The organism is Actinomyces sp. AC-20-1, assembly GCF_023369555.1.
In the GTDB taxonomy this organism is placed as follows: domain Bacteria; phylum Actinomycetota; class Actinomycetes; order Actinomycetales; family Actinomycetaceae; genus Actinomyces.
In genome coordinates, this window is the sequence record NZ_JACJVC010000001.1 from 216,474 (window position 1) to 235,486 (window position 19,013).

The following is a 19,013-nucleotide window of genomic DNA, read 5'->3' on the forward strand; positions in this document are numbered from 1 at the left end:
GAGCCGGCGTCAGCCGCCACCGTGCCCGTCTCCCTGTCCACTGCGCCCCCACCCGTCCGTTCTCAAGTCGTTTCCCACATCACCGTCGATATGGAGACCCGATGTCCGCCTCGTCCCTGGTCACGCAACCGCCGCGCCGGCAGCGCAGGCCGCGCTCCGACATCAAGCTCGGCCTCGCTTTCATCCTCCCGGCGACGATCGGTCTCGTCGCCTTCTACATCTGGCCCCTCATCCGAGGGATCTGGCTGTCCTTCACCGAGTACAACCTCCTGACCCCCGAGCAGTTCACCGGCCTGGACAACTACACCCGCATGGTCCAGGACGACATCTTCTGGAACGCCGTCGTCGTCACCGTGCAGTACGTCGTCATCAACATCGGCCTGCAGACGGTCCTGGCGCTGGTCATCGCCGTCCTCATGCAGCGCCTGACCCAGTCCACCCTCGTGCGCTCGATCGTGCTGACGCCCTACCTGGTGTCCAACGTGGTCGCCGCCATGCTGTGGCTGTGGATCCTGGACAACACACTGGGTATCACCAACCAGCTCCTGGAGTCCCTCACGGGCTCGTCCGTGGACTTCTTCTCCTCCTCGCTGGCCATCCCCACCATCGCGGTCATCAATGTGTGGCGGCACGTGGGCTACACGGCCCTGCTCATCTTCGCGGGCCTGCAGTCGATCCCGAGCACGGTCTACGAGGCGGGCAAGATGGACGGCGCCAGCGAGTGGCGGATGTTCTGGCGCATCACGGTGCCCCTGCTGCGCCCCATCCTCGCACTGGTGCTCATCATGACGATGATCGGCTCCTTCCAGGTCTTCGACACCGTCTCGGTCGCCACGCAGGGCGGCCCCGTCAACGCCACCCGCGTGCTGCAGTACTACATCTACGACATGGCCTTCGGGCGCTTCCAGTTCGGGTACGCCTCCGCCATGGCGGTGGGCCTGCTGCTCGTCCTGGCGGCCATCACGATCCTGCAGTACCGCATGACCCGTGCGGGCGAGACGGACCTGGACTGAGGAGGACCACCCATGACAACGACACGCGCATCCGTGCCCTACGTGCAGTCACCCGTGGCCTCCGCGGTCCCCTCCAGGGCCCCCAGGCGCAAGATCACCGTGGGCAAGGCCCTGGCCTGGACGGCGATGGTCCTCATCATGCTGTTCACGCTCCTGCCCTTCTACTGGGTCCTGCGCACGGCGCTGTCCTCCAACGCGGGCATCACTGCCGACCCCACCAGCCTGCTGCCGGTCGACACCAACCTGCGCGGCTTCGCCCGGGTCTTCGGGATGCAGTCCACCGAGGAGGCCCTGGCCGACGGCGGCAGCGGCGCGGCCATCAGCTTCTGGCTCTACCTGCGCAACTCCGTCATCATCTCGACGCTGGTGACCGTCGGGCAGGTCTTCTTCTCCGCGATGGCCGCCTACTCCTTCTCCCGCCTGCGCTGGCGGGGACGCGACGCGGTCTTCGCGGGTTTCCTGGGCGCCCTCATGGTCCCCTCGATCTTCACGCTCCTGCCCAACTTCGTGCTCGTCAAGGAGCTCCGCCTCATCGACACGCTGCTGGGGGTGGCGCTGCCGACCATGTTCATGACGCCCTTCGCGGTCTTCTTCCTCAAGCAGTTCTTCATGAACATCCCCCGCGAGCTGGAGGAGGCCGCGCTGCTCGACGGCGCCTCGAAGGTCCGGGTGTTCTTCACCCTCATCCTGCCCATGGCCAAGGCGCCGATCTCGACGCTGGCGATCCTCACCTACATCACGGCCTGGAACGACTACTTCTGGCCGCTGCTGGTGTCCTACACGGACTCCTCGCGCGTGCTGACGGTGGCCCTGGCGGTCTTCCGCTCCCAGGCGCCGCAGACCGGCCCCGACTGGTCCGGGCTCATGGCCGCGACCCTGGTGGCGGCCCTCCCGATGCTCCTGCTGTTCATGGCCTTCGCCCGGCGCATCGTCAACTCCATCGGCTTTACCGGAATCAAGTGAGGCACCAGATGACGACTCAACCAACCAGCTCTCTTCGCTCCTCGCTCTCGCGCCGCAGCCTCCTGTGCGGCCTGGCCTCCGGCGCGGCCGCCCTGACCCTAGCCGCCTGCGCCGGCGGCTCCCAGGACCAGGGCTCGGGCACCGTGGAGTACTGGCTGTGGGACGCCAGCCAGCTGCCCGCCTACGAGGCCTGCGCCCGGGCCTTCGAGGCCAAGACCGGCATCAGGGTCAACATCACCCAGATCGCCTGGGGCGACTACTGGACCAAGCTGACGGCCGGCTTCATCGCCGGGACCGGGCCGGACGCCTTCACCGACCACATCTCCAAGTTCGCCCAGTTCGTGGAACTGGAGGTCCTGGTCCCGCTGGAGGAGCAGGCCGCCTGGTCGGGCGTCGACGAGTCCGCCTTCCAGGCCGGGCTCATCGACCTGTGGAAGGGCGAGGACGGTCACCAGTACGGTTGCCCCAAGGACTGGGACACGGTCGCGGTCTTCTACAACAAGGACATGCTCGCCCAGGCGGGCCTGACCGAGCAGGACGTGGCCGGCTGGTCGTGGAACCCCACCGACGGGGGCACCTTCGAGAGGATCCTCGCCAGGCTGACCGTGGACAAGAACGGTGTGCGCGGGGATGAGCCGGGCTTCGACAGGAGCCGGGTCGCGGTCTACGGCATGGGCATCCAGGACGCCGGATCCGGGGACGGCCAGACCCAGTGGAGCCCCTTCACCGGCTCGGCGGGCGACTGGTCCTACACGAACAGGCAGACGTGGGGCAACCGCTACCGCTACGACGAGAAGGTCTTCCAGGACACCATGGACTGGTACTTCGGCCTGGTGGACAAGGGCTACATGTCGCCGCGTGGAGCCTTCTCCACCACCACCAGCACCGACGTGCAGCTCGGCAGCGGCAGGATCGCGATGTGCTTCAACGGCTCGTGGATGTTCAGCACCTACGCCAAGCTCGACATCGAGGTGGGGATCGCGGCGAACCCGGTGGGCCCCAACGGCCGCTCCATGTCCCTGTTCAACGGGCTGGGGGACTCGATCTCCAAGCAGTCGGCCAACATCGACCAGGCCTCGCAGTGGGTGGCCTTCCTGGGCACCGCTGAGGCTCAGGACATCGTGGCCTCCTACGGGATCGTCTTCCCGGCCATCGCCTCCTCCAGCGAGAGGGCCGTCGAGGTCTTCGAGGAGACGGGGCTTCCCACCTCGCCCTTCACCCAGCACGTCAAGGACCGCTCGACGTTCTTCTTCCCACTGACCTACTTCGGTGCGGACGTGACAGCCATCATGAGGCCGGCCACGGACGACCTGTGGGCCAACCGGGTGCCCGCCTCGACGCTGACGAAGTACAACGACCAGGTCAACCTCCTGTTCGAGACCTCCAGGCGTGCGTCGGGCTGAGAGCGCTGTGCTCGCCGTGCCCAGGGGCCGGTGGCCGGCAGGTGCCGGTCACCGGCCCCATGCTCAGCGCAGGTTGAGGATCCGCCCGGTGCTGACGTCGACGTCGATGCGCTCGGCCTGGGGGTGGCTGGGGAGCCCGGGCATGGTGGACAGGTTGCCGCAGACCGCGTAGACGTAGCCGGCTCCGGCGGCCAGGCGCACCTCGCGCACCGGCAGGCGCCACCCGGTGGGCACGCCCTTGAGGGCCGGGTCGTGGGACAGGGACAAGGGTGTCTTGGCGACGACGACCGCCAGGTGCCCGTAGCCGTCGCGCTCGCAGTCGTCGAGGAAGCGGGCGGCGGACGGGGCGTAGTCGACGCCGTCGGCCCCGTACATGGCGGCGACCTTGCCGATCTTGGTGCGTAGGCTGTCGCCGGGCTCGTACAGGGGCCTGCCGGCGTCTTCCGGGGCGCTCCCGCGCGCGGCCCGGCAGGCGCGGACCACCTCGTCGGCCAGCGCGGCGCAGCCCGCCCCGCCCTCGGTCACCGGCCGGACGGCGGCCACGTGGGCGCCGGCCCCGCGGGCCAGGCGCTCGACCTCGGCGAGCTCCGAGTCGTGGTCCGTGGGGAAGACGTTGATGGCGACGACGGGCTCCATGCCGAAGCCGCGCACGATCCGCAGGTGCTTGAGCATGTTGCCGGCCCCGGCGCGCACCTCCTCCGGGTTCTCCCGGAGCATGGCCTCGGGCAGGTCCTTGCCGGCCACGATCCGGTAGGCGCCCGAGTGGGCCTTGAGCGCCCTGACGGTGACGACGAGGACGGCTGCCTCGGGTCTCATGCCGGAGACCCGGCACTTGAGGTCGAAGAAGCGCTCGAGCCCCATGTCGGCGCCGAATCCGGCCTCGGTGAGGACGTAGCCGGGCTCCTGGCCGGGGCGCGCGGCCATGGCGCGGGCGGCCACGAGGTCGGCGATGACCGAGGAGCAGCCGGTGGCGATGTTGCCGAAGGGCCCGGTGTGGATGAGGGCCGGGGTGCCCTCGCCGGTGCGCAGGAGGTTGGGGGCCAGGGCGTCGCGCAGGAGGGCGGTCATCGCGCCGGCGGCGCCCAGGTCCTCGGCGGTGACCCAGTGTCCCTCCCCGTCGCGGGCCACGACGATGCGCCCCAGGCGCTCGCGCAGGTCCACCAGGGACGTCGCCAGGGACACGATGACCATGACCTCGCTGGCGGGGGTGATGTCGAAGGAGGCCTGGCGGGTGACGCCGTCGGTCCTGGCGCCCAGCCCGGTGACGACGTGGCGCAGGGCGCGGTCGTTGACGTCCAGGACCCTCGGCCAGGTGATGGTGCGCTCGACGATGCCCAGGGCGTTGCCGTGGTGGAGGTGGTTGTCGATCATCGCGGCCAGGAGGTTGTGCGCGGCGGTGATGGCGTGGAAGTCGCCGGTGAGGTGGAGGTTCATGCGCTCGGCGGGCTCGATGCGCGCCCTGCCCGAGCCGCCGGCCCCACCCTTGATACCGAAGGTGGGGCCCATGGCGGACTGGCGCAGCGTGAGCAGGCTGCGGTGCCCGCGGTGGGCCAGGCCCTGGGCCAGGCCGATGGCGACGGTGGACTTGCCCTCGCCGAAGGAGGTCGGGGTCATGGCGGTGACGACGACGTAGTGCGGCGGGGCGACGGCGCACTCCCCGCTGTGCGCACCGTCCCCGGTGGGGGCCGGCGCGCCGGAGCCCTCGGGGCCCGCCGGGGCGTCGCCGTTGGGCTCGAGGACGGCCAGGTCGATCTTGGCCACGTCCCGGCCGTAGGGGATGAGGTGGGGGCCGGCGATGCCGGCGCGTGCCGCGAGCGCGGCCATCGTCACGGGCTTCTCGGCGATGTCGGTGGCGCCGACGGCGCCGGCGGGGGTGCTGGTGGTCCGGGTCGCGTCATGGGCCTCGGTCATGGCAGCAGCGTAACCAGGACCGCCCCGCGCGCACCCGGGTTCGGTGATCCTGCTCACGCTGTCAGGGTTGCCGACCTCGGCATCACCGCAGGAACCTCCACTCCAACGCTCCCAGTAATCTATCAGAGTTTCGTACACCCTAATATTTGTTTAGGCTCCTGCCCGGGCCCTTCAGACCTCGGTCGGCAACGCCCTCCACTGCAGCCCCCTTGACGATTGGAGATCCTGTGACTCACTCCTCCTCGGCCCTGTCTCGGGCCGGACTGACCAACCCCCACGTCCACGAGTTCGTGGCCGAGTGGTCGCGCGTGCTGGCCCCCGACCACATCGAGGTGATCGGCTCCGACGACGACGCGCGCCTGCTCTCCGAGGCCCTGGCGGACGGCGAGATCATCGAGGCCGGCCACGACCTCTACCTCGCCCACAGCCACCCCAAGGACACCGCCCGCTCCGAGGAGCGCACGGTCGTGGCCACCCACGACCCCGCCGACAAGGGCGTCTACAACAACTGGCGCCACGCCGAGGAGGTCCGACCCCAGCAGGTGCAGCACATGAGCGGCGCCATGACCGGCAGGACGATGTACGTCGTGCCCTACCTCATGGCCCCTCCCAGCTCCCCGCTGCGGCGCTGGGCCGTGGGCGTGGAGCTGACGGACAACCGCGTCGTCGTGCTCCAGATGCTGCGCATGGCCCGGGTGGGCGTGCAGTACCTCAACGACCTGGAGGACCCCGCCTTCTTCGTGCGCGCCGTCCACGCCACCGGCGACCTGGACGCGCTGGGCCAGGGCACCGAGGACGACCAGCGCCTGTTCGCCACCATCGCCGACCGCCGCGAGATCCTGCACTTCGGCTCCGCCTACGGCGGCAACGCCCTGCTGGGCAAGATCGCCCACGGGCTGCGCCAGGGCTCCTACGACGGCTGGTCCTCCGGGCGCTTCATGGGAGAGCAGTTCATGCTCATCGGGATCCGCGACAAGGAGACCGGGCGTGTCTACCACGTGTGCGGCGGCATGCCCTCCGCCTCCGGCAAGACGAACCTGGCCATGATGCTGCCGCCCGCCGCCCTCGGCGAGCGCTACGAGGTCGACTTCTACGGCGACGACATCGTGTGGCTGCGCGTCGACGAGAACGACGGGCGCGTCTACGGCATGAACCCCGAGTACGGCACCTTCGGCGTCGCCAAGGACACGAACTGGGAGTCCAACCCCAACGCCATGCACGCCGTCGCCGAGGGCACCGGGACGCTCTTCGTCAACGTCGCCCACCACGAGCGCAGCCACGAGCTGTGGTGGGAGGGCAAGACCCCCGACTACCCCGAGGACGTCGAGGGCTGGCGGGACTGGCGCGACGAGCCCATCAGCGAGCGCCCGGCCGAGCACCAGCGCTCCGGCGAGGACGCCGACCTGTGGAGTCAGAAGAACTCGCGCTTCACAGCCCGCCTGTCCGTGGTGCCCAACATCGCCGAGGACTACGAGCGCCCCGAGGGCGTGCCCATCGACGCCATCATCTTCGGCGGGCGCTGCCGCGACCGTGAGCCCCTCATCCGCGCCACCACCGACCTGGCCGAGGGCGTCTACGACGGGCTGACGCTGGGCGCGGAGGCGACCTTCGCCGCCGAGGGCACCGAGGGCCGCCTGCGCTACGACCCCATGTCCATGCGCCCCTTCATGTCCTTCCCCGAGGGCGCCTACGCACGCCACTGGCTCACCGTCCTGGGCCAGGCCGAGCACCAGCCGATCTTCGCCCACGTCAACTGGTTCCAGCGCGACCCCGAGGACGGCCGCTTCCTGTGGCCCGGATACGGAGAGAACCTGCGGGCGCTGCTGTGGCTCATCGACCTCAAGGAGGGCCGCGCCCGGGGACGCCAGACCCCCGTCGGCATCGTGCCGCTGCCCGAGGAGCTCAACCTCGAGGGCTTCGAGGGCTCGCGCGAGGACCTGGACCGGCTGCTCGAGATCGACCTGGAGCGCTGGTCGCAGGAGGTCGCCCTGCGTGAGGAGCACCTGAGCCAGTTCGAGGGTCTTCCCGAGGAGATCTGGCAGGCCCACCGCCGGGTGAGCGCTGCGGTGGCAGCGGCCCGCGAGGGCGAGGGGACGTCTCAGGGCTGACCAGAGAGCCCAGGTGCGTGCCACAGGCCCGGACGGACAGCCGGGACACCGGCACGCACCCGGACCGGGCCCCGAGCGGGCCCTGGCTCAGGCTGTCGCGTCAGCGGCCTCCTGGGCCAGGGCCCGCTCGAGCGCGTGGGCGCACACCTCCATCGAGTAGCCCTTGCGGGCCAGGTGCGCCAGCACCCGGCGCCTGCGCACCTCGGGGGCCAGGGAGCGGGTGAGGGCCAGCCTCCTGGCCGCCAGCGACAGCGCGGCGGAGCGCTCGTCGTCGGCGTCGATCTGCTCGAGCGCCGCGGCGAGGTCCTGCTCGCCGACGCCCTTGCGGCGCAGCTCCTGAGCGATGGCCCGGCGGGCGGCCCCCTTCTCGGCGAAGCGGGTGCGCACCAGGGTGGCGGCGTAGGCGGCGTCGTCCACGACCCCGGCGGCCTCGAGGCGGTCGAGCACCTCCTCGGCGACGCGCAGGTCCGTCCCCTTGCGCTCAAGGAGCTGGGCGAGGGCGGCGCGCGGCGCGGCCGAGCGGTCGAGGCGGCGCAGGACGAGGTCCCTCGCCGCCTCCACCTGCTGCTGGTGCTCGTCAGGGGTGAGCCAGGCCATCAGAAGCCGCCGGCGTCCTCACCGAAGGCGTCGGCCTCCTCCACCGCCTTCTTGCGCTTGCGGGCCGAGGCGCTGCCGCCTGCGGCGGGCGCCTGGGGCGCGGCGGCCTGCTCAGCGGCCTGCTCAGCGGCCTGCGCCTCCTCCTTGGCCTTGCGGCCGGCCTCCCCGATGCCCAGGACGCCCAGGATCTTGTTCTCGATCTCGTCGGCGAGCTCGGGGTTGTCCCGCAGGAAGGTGCGGGCGTTCTCCTTGCCCTGGCCGAGCTGGTCCGTGCCGTAGGTGAACCAGGCTCCGGACTTGCGGATGACGCCGTTCTCGACGCCGAGGTCGATGAGCCCGCCCTCGCGGGAGATGCCCTGGCCGTAGATGATGTCGAACTCGGCCTGCTTGAAGGGCGGGGCCATCTTGTTCTTGACGACCTTGGCGCGGGTCCGGTTGCCCACGGGCTGGTCCCCGTCCTTGAGGGTCTGGATGCGGCGCACGTCGATGCGCACGCTGGCGTAGAACTTCAGGGCCTTGCCGCCGGTGGTGGTCTCCGGGCTGCCGAAGAACACACCGATCTTCTCGCGCAGCTGGTTGATGAAGATGGCGGTGGTGCCGGTGGCGGACAGGGCCCCGGTGATCTTGCGCAGGGCCTGGCTCATGAGACGCGCCTGGAGGCCGACGTGGGAGTCTCCCATCTCGCCCTCGATCTCCGCCTTGGGCACGAGCGCCGCCACCGAGTCGATGACGATGATGTCCAGGCCGCCGGAGCGGATGAGCATGTCCGCGATCTCGAGCGCCTGCTCGCCGGTGTCCGGCTGGGAGACGAGGAGGTTGTCGGTGTCCACGCCCAGCGCCTTGGCGTAGACCGGGTCGAGGGCGTGCTCGGCGTCGATGAAGGCGGCGTTGCCGCCGGCCCGCTGGGCGCTGGCCACCGCGTGCAGGGCGACCGTCGTCTTGCCGGAGGACTCGGGCCCGTAGATCTCGACGACGCGGCCGCGGGGCAGCCCGCCGATGCCGAGGGCGACGTCCAGCGCGGTGGAGCCGGTGGGGATGACGGCCACCGGCGGGCGGGAGTCGTCACCCAGGCGCATGACGGAGCCCTTGCCGAAGGACTTGTCGATCTGGGCGAGGGCGGTGGCCAGGGCCTTGGAGCGGTCCTGGGTCTGGTTGGCTGCGGGCATTGGTCTACCTCGGTCTCGTGCGGCTCCTCGCCGCGGCGGTCAGGGCTGGTCCTTCGGTGCGGGTACCCCTCTCCGGGGCCCGCGAGCGACGCTATGCCGGACCACTGACACGTGTCCCGGCACGAGCCGCCAACAGTGGACGGCCGTGACCGGGAGGTCGCCTGGGGACGACAGTAGTCGTACAGGTGTTCGAGATGCCAACCGGGCCCCGGCGTGTCACGATCCAGTCCATTGCCCGGGGAGCACCCCCGAGGAGGTCACATGAACGGCGCAGTCGTGCGGCCGCTCCGGGCCGCGAGCGGGTGCCGGGCGGACGGTGGCCTGGATCGTGACATCCCCGCGCCCGGTCACCTCCTGCGCGTCTCGCGCGCGTCCTCGCGGTAGACCCAGCGGTCCGCCTCCGAGGCGTCCGTCTCGTCACACAGCGCGTCCCACACCTGCCGCGGGCTCAGGCCGGCGTCCAGGGCCTCCTGGGCGGTGCGCCCCAGGCCCGGCAGCACGAGGTCCTTCACCAGTGAGCGGCCGTAGGCGGACCCGTAGACGGTCTCGACGGCGCGCCAGAGCTCGGAGTGCTTCATGGCGTCACTGTCCCACACCCCGTCACCGTGCGGCGACGAGGGGGATCAGCGCAGGAAGAGACGCTGCTGGCGCACCAGCTCGTCGGGGACGGTGTCCGGCACGCTCACGCCCTCGGCGAGGGCGATGCGGTCCGAGACCTCGCGCAGCACGGCGGACAGCGGGGCGTCGAGCGCCTGGCAGATCGAGGCCAGCAGCTCGGAGGAGGCCTCCTTCTGCCCGCGCTCGACCTCGGAGAGGTAGCCCAGCGAGACCCGTGCCTGGGAGGAGACCTCACGCAGGGTGCGCCCCTGGTGCTGGCGCACCGAGCGCAGCACCTCGCCGATCTCACGGCGCAGGAGGACGTTCTCGGTCTTGACGGGTTCCACGGGTGCACCGTATCCCGCCGTCGGCACCGAGCGCATCGCGGTCCTGCCTGCGGGACGGACAGGGCGAGCGGTACGGGGGTGAGTCGTCTTGTTCATCGCTGGGTGCAACCGTTCGGTCCGTGGTTTCATTCCCGCCCCGGCCGGCGAGAACCGGTCCCCGGGGCGTCGTGGCGATCCTCACCCGCTTGTCTGGGAGAAGCCTTGGAGGCAGCCTCAGCGGGGCCTGGGAGCCCGCAGCGTCTCCAGAGCGAGTCCGACGACGGCCTCGGCGGCCCCCAGGCGCACCCGCTGCCGGTCCCCGTCCAGCCGCAGCCCGCGCTCGGCCTCGCCCCACGGGGTGACGACGGCGACGTGCACGGTCCCCGCCTCGTGGCCGTCCGCGGGCCCGGGGCCCGCGACGCCCGTCGTCGCCAGGCCGAGGTCCGCGCCCAGCACGCGCGCTGCGCCCCGGGCCATCTGGAGGGCGACCTCGCCGTCCACGGGGCCGGTGCGCGCCAGCAGCCCGGCGTCGACCCCCAGCACCTCGGCCTTGACCCTCGTGGCGTAGGCCACGACGCCCCCCAGGAGCACGGTGGAGGCCCCGGGCACGCCGACGAGCGTGGAGCACACCACCCCACCGGTGAGCGACTCGGCGACGGCCAGCGTGAGCCCGCGCTCACGCGCTGCCACCAGCAGGTGCTCCGCCCGCCGCAGGAGACCACCGGGACCGCCCACGGGGCTCACAAGGCTCCCGGGGACCGCAGGGCTCACGGGCGCGGCGCCGTCCGCGACAGGACGACGGCCTGGCGCACGTAGTCCAGTCCGGAGACCACGGTGACCACCAGCGCGGCACCGACCACGACGTAGGCCAGGACGTCCAGGGCGTGGGCGGCCCCGGCCGGCAGGAAGGCCCCCCAGGGCACGAGCAGCCCGATGAGCGCGGTGATCTGCAGGACCGTCTTGAGCTTGCCTCCCCGCGAGGCCGCCATGACGGCCCGGCGCAGCATGAGGAAGCGCAGGACGGTGATGCCGAGCTCGCGCACGAGGATGACGAGGGTGACCCACCACCACAGGCGGCCGTCGACGGACAGCAGGATGAAGGCGGACAGCGTCAGCGCCTTGTCCGCGATGGGGTCGGCGATCTTGCCGAAGCTCGTCACGAGGTTGAGCGAGCGCGCCAGGTGCCCGTCGAGCTGGTCCGTGAGCGAGGCGACGGCGAAGACCACGGCCGCGGCGAGCCTCATGGCGTCGCCCGGCTGCAGCACGAGCCAGATGAAGACCGGCACGAGCAGCAGGCGCAGCACCGTCAGCGCGTTGGCGATGTTGAGCAGCGGCGCCTCGGCGCCGGGCCCGCCCGGGGTGGGAGTGTCTGTCTCGCTCATCACGCCCAGCCTATAGCCTGGGCGGGTGAGCAACCGCGTGCCACGTCCCTCCCGCAGCTCCCCCGCCGCCCGGGCGGGTGGCAGCGGGGCCCGGCGCCACGGCGCGGCCGCCCGGCGCCCGCGGTGGCGCACCGCCCTGGTGCTGCTCCTCGTGCTCGGCGTGGCCGCCTCGGGCGCCCTCGTGCTGCGCGAGCGCCTGGGCGGTGCCGTCCCTCCGCCCTCCCCCACCGCCGCGCCCGTGGTCGCAGCCCCGTCGCCCTCCCCGACGCCGAGCCCCACCCCCGAGCCGCCGCCCGACGTCCACCTCACCATCGGCTACGCCGGTGACGTCCTGACCCACATGCCCGTCATGGAGGACACGGCCGGTGGCGGCGGGGACATCGCCCCCCTCATCGCCGGGGCCGCGCCCTGGACCGCGGGCGCCGACCTCGCCCTGTGCGGGATGGAGGTCCCGGTCTCGCCCGTGGGCACCGCCTCCGGCTACCCGGTCTTCGCCTCCGTCCCCGCGGTCGTCTCCGCGCTGGCCGCCTCCGGCTTCGACGGCTGCGCGACCGCCTCCAACCACGCCTGGGACCAGGGCCTGGCGGGCGTGCTCGCCACCGCCGACCAGCTCGAGGCCCACGGCATGGGCTACGCGGGCACCCACCGCAGCGAGGCGGAGGCCGCCACCGGCTACCAGCTCTACGCGCTCGAGCGCGAGGGCGTGAGCGTCACCGTCGCCCAGATCTCCACCACCTACGGCCTCAACGGCTTCGTCGCGGAACCCGCCTGGGCCGTGGACCTCAACGACGTCGCCGCCGTCGAGGCCCGGGCCCGTGCGGCGCGCGAGGCGGGCGCCGACGTCGTCGTGCTGCACACCCAGATCGGTGAGGAGTACCTGCTGGAGCCGGTGGACGCCCAGCGCGAGTACGCCGCCGCCGTCGCCGCCACCGGCCAGGTGGACCTGCTGCTGGGCGCGCACCCGCACGTGCCCCAGACGAACGAGCTGCTGCCCGGCGGGCCCGGCGGCCGGGGCATGTGGGTGTCCTACTCGGCCGGCAACTTCCTGTCGAACCAGTCCGAGGCCCAGGGCACCGTCATGGCGGGGATCGGCCTGTTCGTGTGGGCCGACGTCGTCGTGAGCACCGCCGTCGACGGGAGACAGGAGGCGCGCGTGGAGGCCCTGCACTGGCACCCCTTCACCGTGGACAACGACGGCGGGCACCGCGTCATCGACCTGGCGGCCGCCCGGCGCGGCGAGGTCCCCGAGGGCTGCACGCTCTCCGAGGGGGAGATCGCGCGCCGCTGGGAGGCGGTCATGGCCACGGTCAACAACGCGACCTACAGCGAGGAGGCGCCCTCCCCCACCGGCGACGCTCCGGTGGCGCTGCCGCGCTCCTGAGCCGGAGCCCGTCCTGGTCTCAGAGGCGGGCGCCGCTCACCAGGAGGGGCCGCGGTTGGTCAGGCTCCACGCGTCCTCGGAGTCCTCCTCGGCGCTGTCGTCGTCCCAGGAGGCGGACTGCGGGACCCCCCGGTCGGCCTCGAGGGGGTCGCCGGCGTAGCGGTCCGTGGCGGCGCTCTCGCGCAGTCCGGAGGGCACGCGCGCGGCGGTGGCGGCGCCGGCGCCCGGGTCCTCGACCTCGGGGGCCGCCCCCTCGCCCTTGATCCAGGCCAGGGTCTCCTCCAGCTGCTCGGGCTGGACGAGGACGTCGCGGGCCTTGGATCCCTCGGAGGGGCCGACGACCTCCCGGGACTCGAGCAGGTCCATGAGCCGGCCGGCCTTGGCGAAGCCGACGCGCAGCTTGCGCTGGAGCATGGAGGTGGAGCCGAACTGGCTGGTGATGATGAGCTCGGCGGCCTGCAGGAGCAGGTCCATGTCGTCGCCGATCTCCTCGTCGATCTGCTTCTTGACCTCGGGGACGATGACGTCCTCGCGGTAGTCCGGCTCGAGCTGGCGCTTGACGTGCTCGACCACGGAGCGGATCTCCGACTCCGTGACCCAGGAGCCCTGGATGCGCACCGGGCTGGACGCGCCCGGCCCCAGGTAGAGGGCGTCGCCCTGGCCGGTGAGGGTCTCCGCGCCGTTCTGGTCCAGGATGACGCGCGAGTCGAGCTGGGAGGCGGTGGCGAAGGCCAGGCGCGAGGGCACGTTGGACTTGATGAGGCCCGTGACCACCTGGGCCACCGGACGCTGGGTGGCGAGCACGAGGTGGATGCCGGCGGCGCGGGCCAGCTGGGTGATGCGCTGGATGGAGGCCTCGACGTCCTTGGGGGCCGTCATCATGAGGTCGGCGAGCTCGTCGACGACGACGAGGAGGTAGGGGTAGGGGCTGATGACGCGGGCGGAGCCCTCGAGGGGCTGGACCTCGCCGGCGCGCACGGCCTTGTTGAAGTCGTCGATGTGCTTGTAGCCGAAGGAGGCGAGGTCGTCGTAGCGGGCGTCCATCTCCCGCACCACCCAGTCCAGGGCCTCGGCGGCCTTCTTCGGGCTCGTGATGATGGGGGTGATGAGGTGCGGGATGCCCTCGTAGACGGTCAGCTCGACCCGCTTGGGGTCGACCAGGACCATGCGGACCTCCTCGGGGGTGGCCCGCATCATGATCGAGGTGATCATCGAGTTGACGAAGGAGGACTTGCCCGAGCCGGTCTGACCGGCGACGAGCAGGTGAGGGGTCTTGGCGAGGTTGGTGACGACGTAGTCGCCCTCGACGTTCTTGCCCAGGCCGACGACGAGCGGGTGGGCCTGCTTCCTGGCGACGCCCGAGCGCAGGACGTCCCCGAGCTTGACCATCTCGCGGTCGGAGTTGGGGATCTCGACGCCGATGGCGCTCTTGCCGGGGATGGGGGTGAGCAGGCGGATCTCGTCGCTGCCCACCGCGTAGGCGATGTTCTTCTCCTGGCTGGTGACGCGAGAGACGTTGACGCCGCGGCCCAGGTGGACCTCGTAGCGGGTCACCTGGGGCCCGCGCGTGTAACCGGTGACGGTGGCGTCCACGCCGAACTCGGTGAAGACGCCCTGGAGGCACTCGACGATGGCGTCGTTGGCCTCGGTGCGCGTGGCGTGGCCGGGGCCGGGCTCGAGGAGGTCGTCGGCCGGCAGGGTGTAGGCGCCGCCGCCGGGCAGCGTCATCTGGCTCAGGGCGATCTCGTCAGCGAGGTCGAGGGCGTCGTCGGGGCGGACCTGGGGGGTCTCCTCGGTGACGGCGTCCGGCTCGGCGGGGGGCACGGGGCGCAGGACGCCGGTGGCGCCGGGCCGGGCGGCGGGGGTGACGCGCACGGCGGGCGGCTCGTCATCCAGGAGTCCGAGCAGGTCGTCGTCGGGGCTGATGACGGTGGTGGCGGCGTCGCGGGAGACGTCCTCCTGCCCGCCCGGGGACAGGTCCTCGGTGGCGACCTCGAGCGGGTCCGGCGCGCTGCGCGGACGGCGGGGGCGCCGTCCCGTGCCCCGTGCGGGGGCCTGCTCCGTCTCGTCGCCGGGGGCGCGCGAGGGGCGTCGGCGGGAGGGGCCGGACTCGATGGCGCTGACGAAGGGCTCGTCGGCCTCGTAGGAGTCCAGGCGTGAGGTCGGCGGCTCCTGGGCGTCGCGCTCGGCGCGTGCGGAGCGGTGCTCGCGCAGGCGGTCGATGAGGCGCAGGGCGAGGGAGTCATCGCTCGGGTCGTCGTCCAGGCGCTCCTCGCCGCGGCTCTCCCGTATGAGGTCGCGCACCTCGGCGATGGTCAGTCCCGACAGGACGATGAGGGAGAAGACGATGAGGAGGATGAAGAGGATGACGGCGCCGACGGCGCTGAAGAGCACGGTGAGCGGGTAGCCGACCGCCCAGCCGAGCAGGCCGCCCGCCTCCTCGATGGGGCCCAGGCCCGCGGTGATGGCGGGGTTGCCCTTGGCGACCTGGATGATGCCGGTCAGGCCGGTGAGGACCCCGAGGCAGCCGACGGCGACCCGCGCGTGGACGGGGGCCATGCGGTGCACGCGCAGCATGGTGACGCCCAGGGCGACGAGCAGGACCGGCACGATGACCCCGAGCACGCCGACGAGCCCGGCGGCGATGTGGTGCAGGACGCCGCCGGCGGCGCCGGAGACACCGAACCACTCGCGCAGGGCGGTGACGACGGCGAGGGCGAGCAGGAGGAAGGCCCAGGCGGTGCGGCGGAAGCGCGCACCGGGCTGCGCCTCCACCGTGGCCGGCTCGGCCTTGGTGGTGCGGCTGCGACGGCCGGAGCCGCGCGCGGGAGACGACGGGGTCGAGGAGCGACGAGTGGCCATGATGCTGCGACGCTAGCGGCTCGCCCGGGGCGCGGGCGGCTGCCACGCCGCCCCGGGCGGTGTGCTGTGCGCCGTGCCCCGGGGCTCAGGCCTCGGCGAGCAGGGCGTCGATCTCGTTGCGCCGGGGCGCGCGGGCCGGCCCGCGCCGGGAGACGGCCTCGGCGGCGGCCGCGTTGGCCCGGCGGGCGGCCGAGACGACGTCCAGGCCGTCCATGAGACCGGTGACGAGGACCCCGGTGTGCGTGTCGCCCGCCCCGGTGGTGTCGACGACGTCGCGGGCGAAGCCGGGCACCTCCAGGTGCTCGCCCGTGGGCAGCCACAGCTCGCAGCCGTGCACGCCGGTGCGCCGCACGATGAGGGCCTCGGGGGCGGCCTCGCGCAGCCTGTCGGGGCTGCCGAGGCGGGCGATGGTCTCGGTGATCTCGAGCATGTTGCCCGTCAGCAGGGTGGTGCGGGCGAGCACGGGCAGGAGGATGACGTCGTCGATCTCGGCCTGGGCGGGCCCGAGGTCGAGGATGAGCCCGACCCCCTGGGGCAGGGTGAGGAGCCAGTCGGACAGGGGCTTGGCCGAGCTGTCGTGGGCGAGGTCGTAGCCGGTGCAGTAGACCCAGTCGCCCTCGATGAGCTCCAGGCGCTCGAGGTCCTCGACCTGGGGCTCGGCCTCGATGCCCTCGGTGGTGATGAAGGTGCGCCTGCCCGAGGGCTCGATGAGCGTGGTGCAGGTGCCGATGTCCCCGACGAGCTCGTCGACGACGAGCTCGACGCCGTCGCTGAGCATCTCGCGGCGCACCTGGGCGGAGTTCGGTCCGGTGCCCAGGGTCGTGGCGAGGGCGGTCGGCAGGCCCTGGCGGGCGACGGCGGAGACGACCGTGTAGCCGCCGCCGACGACGGGGCCTGAGGAGACGGCGGTGACGGCGCCGCCGGGCGAGGGCACGCGCTCGACGCGCAGCGGCAGGTCCACAAGGACCGAGCCGGTCGAGATGAAGCAGGGTGGGCGCAGCACGGGCGGCTCAGGCCTCGATGACGACGGGCACGATCATCGGGCGGCGCTTGAGGCGTCGGCCGACGAAGCGTCCCAGGGTGCGCCGCATGACCTGCTGGAGGGAGTGCGCGTCCTGGTTGCCCTTGTCGAGGGCCTCCTGGAGGGCGTCGGTGACGTCGGGGATGATCTCGTCGAAGACGGCGTCGTCCTCGGCGACGCCGCGGGCCTGGATGTCCGGGCCGGCGAGGATGGTGCCGGTCTTGGTCTCGACGACGGCGTAGACGCTGACGAAGCCCTCGGAGGCGAGGATGCGGCGGTCCTTGAGCTCGGTCTCGTCGATCTCGCCGACGCTGGACCCGTCGACGTAGACGTAGCCGCAGGGCACCTGCCCGGCGATGCGGGCGGTGCCGTCCTTGAGGTCGACGGCGACGCCGTCCTCGCAGAGCATGACGTTCTGGGGCGGGATGCCGGTCTTGACGGCCAGGGCGCCGTTGGCGACGAGGTGGCGGATCTCGCCGTGGATCGGCATGACGTTGCGCGGGCCGACGATGTTGTAGACGTGCAGCAGCTCCTCGGAGGAGGCGTGGCCGGAGACGTGGACCTTGGCGTTGCCCTGGTGGACGACGCGCGCGCCCAGGCGCATGAGCTGGTTGATGACCCGGTAGACCGAGTTCTCGTTGCCGGGGATGAGGGAGGAGGCGAAGATGACCGTGTCGCCCGGCTCGACGGTGATGGTGCGGTGCTCGCCGTGGGCCATGCGCGACAGGGCGGCCATGGGCTCGCCCTGGGAGCCGGTGACCATGAGGACGCGCTGGTCCTCGGGCAGGGAGGTCAGGTCGCGGGCGTCGATGAGGACGCCGTCGGGGACCTTGAGGTAGCCGCGCTCGGCGGCGATGCCCATGTTGCGGACCATGGATCGTCCGACGAGGGCGACGCGGCGGCCGTGGTCGGCGGCGGCGTCGAGCACCTGCTGGACGCGGTGCACGTGGCTGGCGAAGGAGGCGACGATGATCTGCTGGTCGGACTCGGCGAAGACGTTGTCGAGGACCGGGCCGATCTGGTTCTCGTGGCCGATCATGCCGGGGACCTCGGCGTTGGTGGAGTCGACGCAGAAGAGGTCGACGCCCTCGTCGGCGAAGCGGGCGAAGGAGCGCAGGTCCGTGATGCGCCCGTCGATGGGCAGGGAGTCGACCTTGAAGTCGCCGGTGGCGAGGACGTTGCCGGCGTCGGTGCGGATGAACACGGCCATGGCGTCCGGGATGGAGTGGTTGACCGCCACGAACTCCATGTCGAAGGGGCCGTAGGAGACCTCCTCGTGCTCGGTGACGACGTCGAGGACGGGGCGGATGCGGTGCTCCTTGAGCTTGGCCTCGACGAAGGCGAGGGTGAGCTCGCTGCCGACCAGCGGGATGTCCTCGCGCAGGCGCAGGAGGTAGGGCACGCCGCCGATGTGGTCCTCGTGCCCGTGGGTGAGGACGAGGGCGACGACGTCGTCGAGGCGGTCCTCGATGGAGGAGAAGTCGGGGAGGATGAGGTCGACGCCGGGCTGGTCCTCCTCGGGGAAGAGGACGCCGCAGTCGACGACGAGGAGCCTGTCGTCGAGCTCGAAGACGGTCATGTTGCGGCCGACCTCGCCGAGCCCGCCGAGGGGGGTGATGCGCATCGCGCCGTCGGGGAGCGGGCCGGGGGCCTTGAGCGTGGGGAAGTTCGTCACGGGAGCGAGCATAGCCAGTCGCTCGGGCGGGCCGCCGCAGGGGCCGGGGACGGAGAAAGGAGCCCGGCCGCGGGTGCGGCTGGGCTCCTCGACTCGTACCCCGTACCGGATTTGAACCGGTGCTGCCGCCGTGAGAGGGCGGTGTCCTGGGCCGCTAGACGAACGGGGCGTCGGAACTGGTTGTCCCTGGGACGCGCGAGCCTCGGGCTCGACGCGTTCCGTACCCCGTACCGGATTTGAACCGGTGCTGCCGCCGTGAGAGGGCGGTGTCCTAGGCCGCTAGACGAACGGGGCCTTGACTCAGGGGCGCTGCGGCCGCCTGACTCGTACCCCGTACCGGATTTGAACCGGTGCTGCCGCCGTGAGAGGGCGGTGTCCTGGGCCGCTAGACGAACGGGGCCTCATGTACTTGTGGTGGGCCCGGGACGAGCCGGGTCCGTGAGGACGCCGGCGCTTGCCCCCGTGCTCTCCGCTGGGGTACCAGGACTCGAACCTAGAATGGATGAACCAGAATCACCTGTGTTGCCAATTACACCATACCCCAAAGAAATGGTGCGTCCCCGTGCGTCTTCCGCCCGGGGCAGCGGGAAGTAATCTACACGCCGCCC

The 19,013-nt window shown here is 71.8% G+C and carries 15 protein-coding genes and 4 tRNA genes; 5 read left to right on the plus strand and 14 right to left on the minus strand.

The genetic code is table 11. The features are described 5' to 3' along the window. Positions 1-101: 101 nt before the first annotated feature. The 3 genes from H6X67_RS00955 to H6X67_RS00965 are packed head-to-tail and all read left to right on the plus strand — an operon-like array spanning position 102 to position 3,379. The gene (locus H6X67_RS00955) at positions 102-1,013 is read left to right on the plus strand and encodes a carbohydrate ABC transporter permease (protein WP_249368428.1); all 912 of its coding nucleotides are present in this window, start codon (positions 102-104) and stop codon (positions 1,011-1,013) included. 12 nt (positions 1,014-1,025) lie between these two features. Continuing rightward, on the plus strand, positions 1,026-1,976 hold the full coding sequence (locus H6X67_RS00960) for a carbohydrate ABC transporter permease (protein WP_249368429.1): 951 nt from the start codon (positions 1,026-1,028) through the stop codon (positions 1,974-1,976). 8 nt (positions 1,977-1,984) lie between these two features. Beyond that, on the plus strand, positions 1,985-3,379 hold the full coding sequence (locus H6X67_RS00965; RefSeq protein WP_249368430.1) for an ABC transporter substrate-binding protein: 1,395 nt from the start codon (positions 1,985-1,987) through the stop codon (positions 3,377-3,379). A 63-nt stretch (positions 3,380-3,442) separates the two neighbouring features. Here the strand turns inward: H6X67_RS00965 and H6X67_RS00970 are convergent, their stop codons facing one another. Next, on the minus strand, positions 3,443-5,203 hold the full coding sequence (locus tag H6X67_RS00970) for a formate--tetrahydrofolate ligase (RefSeq protein WP_249368437.1): 1,761 nt from the start codon (positions 5,201-5,203) through the stop codon (positions 3,443-3,445). A 314-nt stretch (positions 5,204-5,517) separates the two neighbouring features. Here H6X67_RS00970 and H6X67_RS00975 point away from each other — a divergent pair, with 314 nt between their 5' ends. Next, positions 5,518-7,398, plus strand: coding sequence for a phosphoenolpyruvate carboxykinase (GTP) (locus H6X67_RS00975; protein WP_249368431.1), 1,881 nt, complete (start codon positions 5,518-5,520; stop codon positions 7,396-7,398). Positions 7,399-7,485: 87 nt separating this feature from the next. Here the strand turns inward: H6X67_RS00975 and H6X67_RS00980 are convergent, their stop codons facing one another. The 6 genes from H6X67_RS00980 to pgsA all read right to left on the minus strand — a co-directional run bounded on the left by H6X67_RS00980 (position 7,486) and on the right by pgsA (position 11,466). Then, positions 7,486-7,995 carry a regulatory protein RecX gene (locus H6X67_RS00980; RefSeq protein WP_249368432.1) on the minus strand — a complete coding sequence of 170 codons (510 nt, stop codon included), beginning with the start codon at positions 7,993-7,995 and terminating at the stop codon, positions 7,486-7,488. Beyond that, positions 7,995-9,161: a recombinase RecA gene (recA, locus tag H6X67_RS00985; RefSeq protein ID WP_249368433.1), complete on the minus strand. Its 1,167-nt coding sequence runs from the start codon at positions 9,159-9,161 to the stop codon at positions 7,995-7,997. Before recA ends, H6X67_RS00980 begins: the two co-directional genes overlap by 1 nt. A 347-nt stretch (positions 9,162-9,508) precedes the next feature. Continuing rightward, positions 9,509-9,739 carry a DUF3046 domain-containing protein gene (locus tag H6X67_RS00990; RefSeq protein WP_249368434.1) on the minus strand — a complete coding sequence of 77 codons (231 nt, stop codon included), beginning with the start codon at positions 9,737-9,739 and terminating at the stop codon, positions 9,509-9,511. Positions 9,740-9,784: 45 nt separating this feature from the next. Continuing rightward, on the minus strand, positions 9,785-10,201 hold the full coding sequence (locus H6X67_RS00995; RefSeq protein WP_283251264.1) for a helix-turn-helix domain-containing protein: 417 nt from the start codon (positions 10,199-10,201) through the stop codon (positions 9,785-9,787). A gap of 117 nt (positions 10,202-10,318) precedes the next feature. Beyond that, a complete protein-coding gene (locus H6X67_RS01000) occupies positions 10,319-10,855 on the minus strand; it encodes a CinA family protein (protein ID WP_396121339.1) in 537 nt (178 codons plus the stop codon). After that, a complete protein-coding gene (gene pgsA / locus H6X67_RS01005; RefSeq protein WP_249368436.1) occupies positions 10,852-11,466 on the minus strand; it encodes a CDP-diacylglycerol--glycerol-3-phosphate 3-phosphatidyltransferase in 615 nt (204 codons plus the stop codon). Before pgsA ends, H6X67_RS01000 begins: the two co-directional genes overlap by 4 nt. 25 nt (positions 11,467-11,491) lie before the next feature. On the opposite strand from pgsA, the gene H6X67_RS01010 reads away from it, so the two are divergent. After that, positions 11,492-12,847 (plus strand): CapA family protein, encoded by a 1,356-nt coding sequence (locus tag H6X67_RS01010; RefSeq protein ID WP_249376985.1) that lies wholly within the window; start codon positions 11,492-11,494, stop codon positions 12,845-12,847. A 36-nt stretch (positions 12,848-12,883) separates the two neighbouring features. Here H6X67_RS01010 and H6X67_RS01015 read toward each other — a convergent pair whose 3' ends face one another. From H6X67_RS01015 to H6X67_RS01045, 7 genes are all read right to left on the minus strand, one after another. Beyond that, entirely contained in the window at positions 12,884-15,709 is a 2,826-nt protein-coding gene (locus H6X67_RS01015; protein WP_249376987.1) for a DNA translocase FtsK, read from the minus strand. An 85-nt stretch (positions 15,710-15,794) separates the two neighbouring features. Further along, on the minus strand, positions 15,795-16,712 hold the full coding sequence (locus H6X67_RS01020; protein ID WP_249368139.1) for a PfkB family carbohydrate kinase: 918 nt from the start codon (positions 16,710-16,712) through the stop codon (positions 15,795-15,797). 7 nt (positions 16,713-16,719) lie between these two features. Next, a complete protein-coding gene (locus H6X67_RS01025) occupies positions 16,720-18,354 on the minus strand; it encodes a ribonuclease J (protein ID WP_249368188.1) in 1,635 nt (544 codons plus the stop codon). A 147-nt stretch (positions 18,355-18,501) separates the two neighbouring features. Then, positions 18,502-18,574 (minus strand) — tRNA-Glu (locus H6X67_RS01030). Between the two features lie 52 nt (positions 18,575-18,626). Further along, positions 18,627-18,699 (minus strand) — tRNA-Glu (locus H6X67_RS01035). Positions 18,700-18,732: 33 nt separating this feature from the next. After that, a tRNA-Glu gene (locus H6X67_RS01040) sits at positions 18,733-18,805 on the minus strand. 72 nt (positions 18,806-18,877) lie between these two features. Further along, a tRNA-Gln gene (locus H6X67_RS01045) sits at positions 18,878-18,949 on the minus strand. Positions 18,950-19,013 lie beyond the last annotated feature (64 nt).